The 2,213-nt window shown below is 47.6% G+C and carries 3 protein-coding genes; 1 reads left to right on the forward strand and 2 read right to left on the reverse strand.

The features are described from left to right. Together AC4E7D_RS14170 and bshC are read right to left on the reverse strand one after the other, a co-directional pair. Nucleotides 1–181 (reverse strand): 3-oxoacyl-[acyl-carrier-protein] synthase III C-terminal domain-containing protein (locus tag AC4E7D_RS14170; RefSeq protein WP_490174428.1); only part of this gene is annotated, 181 nt, incomplete at its 3' end. 5 nt (nt 182–186) lie between these two features. Continuing rightward, complete coding sequence (gene bshC / locus AC4E7D_RS14175; protein WP_490174429.1) at nt 187–1,398, reverse strand: bacillithiol biosynthesis cysteine-adding enzyme BshC; 1,212 nt, start codon at nt 1,396–1,398, stop codon at nt 187–189. Between the two features lie 116 nt (nt 1,399–1,514). Between bshC and AC4E7D_RS14180 the strand changes: the two genes are divergently transcribed. Further along, nucleotides 1,515–2,213 (forward strand): M14 family zinc carboxypeptidase (locus AC4E7D_RS14180; RefSeq protein WP_490174430.1); only part of this gene is annotated, 699 nt, incomplete at its 3' end.

Raw genomic sequence — 2,213 nt, forward strand, 5'->3', positions numbered from 1 at the left:
TGGTAGCTGCAGTGGTATTCCCATATTTATCAATGTTTACCATCACCTTTTCTTTTGGAAAGTGACCAAAATCAGCAATTGCATCTATAATCCTTTTATTGGCTTGATGTGGAACAATCCAATCAATCTGATCAGAATCCAGATTATTTCTTTCGAAAATATCATGAATTGTTTTCTTCATTCCGTTCACAGCGGCTTTAAAAACAGGTCTTCCAATTTTATCCCCAAACGCCCCAGTTTATTGCGCTGTTTGCCCGAAAGCAGCAAGGCCGAATTACGCAGCAACAAGATAGGGAAGGGTACCTCCAAAGCATCATATGCGCCTTTGAACTGCAGCCAGTAGGCCAGCTCCCCGCCCCCACCGATATAACACAGGTTGGGGAGGATCACTTCCTGATATATGGGTCGGGTGATTACATTGGGCGAAAATCGTTCCGGGTGCGCTTTAAGTTCCTGTTCCAATTCTGCCTTACTGAAATTCAAATCCGAGTTCAGGACATGGAAATGCCCGTCCCTTTCCTCTATTCGTTCCCTTAGCCCGTCGAGCAAATAGAAATAATTGATTTTCCTCGGATTCACCTGAATGGGGTAAGGTTTGTCCTGTTGCCTGAGGGATTTAATGGCCTCAGTGACCTGATCATGGGTGATCCCTTTAACAATGTCCTTTTCCACATAAGGTGCCATTAGCCTTTTGAGCCGGCTATCGTCACCATCTACAACTACAAGTCCGTAGGTCCCAAACAGCTCATTCGCGAGGAATCTCGTGGCCGCGGCTAGCGTATCGTGTTCAAGGTAAGCTCTTCGAAAAAGTTCGGCAAGGTGTTTGGCGCGGTTTCCAGGACCCAGCTCCTGAATGAAAGCCGCCAAGACTGCTTGCAGGCCCTCGGTTTCCATACGGCCTACAGCTCCTCCATCTGCGCGGTTCCACTGTAATTTTTTCCCCTTAAAATTGAAGTAATTGATCTCTTCAAAATCGTGATCTTCAGTGGCCATCCAGTACACAGGGACAAAATCGTAATCCGGGTACCGCTCTTTTAATCGTTTTGCAAGGTTCAGGGCGGTGATGATCTTGTAAAGAAAATATAGGGGGCCGGTAAACAAATTCAGCTGATGTCCGGTTACAACCGTAAATGTGGTACTCGATTTCAGTAATTCCAGGTTGTCTTCCGTAGCTTCTGATAGGGTAATTCCGTTGTATTGTTCGGTAAGGGCTTCAAAAAGGACCTTTCGGTGTGCTTTGGGATATTGCTTCCCTTTCTCTTTGATTTGCTCTTCAAAGGCATCAAGTTGGGGAAAACGATTGTAAAAAGGTTGAAGTGAAGATAGCTGGTCCAGGTAGTCGCAAATTAACCCGGAAAAGTAACCGGTCTTTCGATAAGGGATACAGTCAACCTCCATGTAACGAATAAAAACGCGATCAAAGATAAAATTCCTGAGACTTTCGATTGCCAAAAATACGTTAAGAAGTTACGGATTATTTGCTAGATTTGGCCTCGTCATATGCAATATCCCCTATGAAAAAACTCATATTCCTCTTTTCCGTTTTCTTCATTTCCGTCTTTTACGGGCAGCAGATCCAGAGTCCATCCGAGTTCCTGGGTTATGAATTGGGCAGCCAGTTCACAAGACACCACCGGGTGGTAGACTACTACGAATACCTGGCAGCCACTGCCCCGGGCAGGGTGAAGTTACAGGAATACGGACGCACCAACGAGGGGCGAAAACTCCTTCTGGCCTATGTCTCGAGTGCTGCCAACATGGAAAACCTGGAAACCATACGAACAGAACATCTGCGGAATATGGATGGGCCAAGTGCGGCCAACAAAGCCATTGTTTGGCTCAGCTATAATGTACACGGCAATGAGAGTGTAAGCACGGAGGCCTCCATGCAAACGGTTTTTGATTTACTCACTTCAAAAAAGGCCTATCTGGAAGATACCGTGGTCATCATGGACCCCTGTATCAACCCAGACGGACGCGACCGTTATGTGAACTGGTACCAACAGTATAAAAACAGTCCCTACAACGTTGATCCGAACAGCAAGGAGCACCACGAAGGCTGGTGGAGTGGCAGGAGCAACCATTATATGTTCGACCTCAACCGCGACTGGGCCTGGCTCACCCAGCAGGAGACCCGCCGGCGGGTGGCCGCCTACCGCATGTGGGAGCCCCAGGTGCACGTGGACTTCCACGAGATGCGCCCCACCTCCACC

It is taken from the genome of Lentiprolixibacter sp. (assembly GCF_982873095.1).

What these genes read in the sequence shown, in the direction of transcription:
- bshC (WP_490174429.1), bottom strand. Translation starts at nt 1,398, where the DNA reads ATGGAGGTTGACTGTATCCCTTATCGAAAGACCGGTTACTTTTCCGGG.